Below are 762 nucleotides of genomic sequence, written 5' to 3'. Positions count from 1 at the left end.
GAAGAGTTATTAGAATTAGTTGAAATGGAAGTGCGTGAACTTCTATCTCAATATGACTTCCCAGGTGATGACACACCAATCGTACGTGGTTCAGCGTTACAAGCGTTAAACGGCGTAGCAGAGTGGGAAGAAAAAATTCTTGAGTTAGCGAACCACTTAGATACCTACATTCCAGAGCCAGAGCGTGCGATTGATAAACCATTCTTATTACCAATCGAAGACGTATTCTCAATTTCAGGTCGTGGTACAGTAGTAACAGGTCGTGTTGAGCGTGGTATCATCAAATCAGGTGAAGAAGTTGAAATCGTAGGTATCAAAGAAACGACAAAAACGACAGTAACTGGTGTTGAAATGTTCCGTAAATTACTTGACGAAGGTCGTGCAGGTGAGAACGTAGGTGCATTATTACGTGGTACAAAACGTGAAGAAATTGAACGTGGTCAAGTATTAGCGAAACCAGGTACAATCACACCACACACAGACTTCGAATCAGAAGTTTACGTATTAAGCAAAGAAGAAGGTGGTCGTCATACTCCATTCTTCAAAGGCTACCGTCCACAATTCTACTTCCGTACAACGGACGTAACAGGTACTATCGAATTACCAGAAGGCGTAGAGATGGTAATGCCAGGCGACAACATCAAAATGACAGTAAGCCTAATTCACCCAATCGCAATGGACGAAGGTTTACGTTTTGCGATTCGTGAAGGTGGTCGTACAGTAGGTGCGGGTGTTGTAGCGAAAATCATCAAATAATTGAGT

General features: G+C 42.4%; 1 protein-coding gene. It reads left to right on the top strand.

Annotated elements, in window-relative coordinates; genetic code table 11:
- Positions 1 to 756, top strand: a 756-nt coding sequence (locus tag F8M47_RS08155; protein WP_150539622.1) for an elongation factor Tu, incomplete at its 5' end; no start/stop codon positions are given.
- Positions 757 to 762 lie beyond the last annotated feature (6 nt).

Source organism: Actinobacillus vicugnae (assembly GCF_901687125.1).
In the GTDB taxonomy this organism is placed as follows: Bacteria; Pseudomonadota; Gammaproteobacteria; order Enterobacterales; family Pasteurellaceae; genus Actinobacillus; species Actinobacillus vicugnae.
This window is presented reverse-complemented; position numbering and strand designations above follow the sequence as displayed.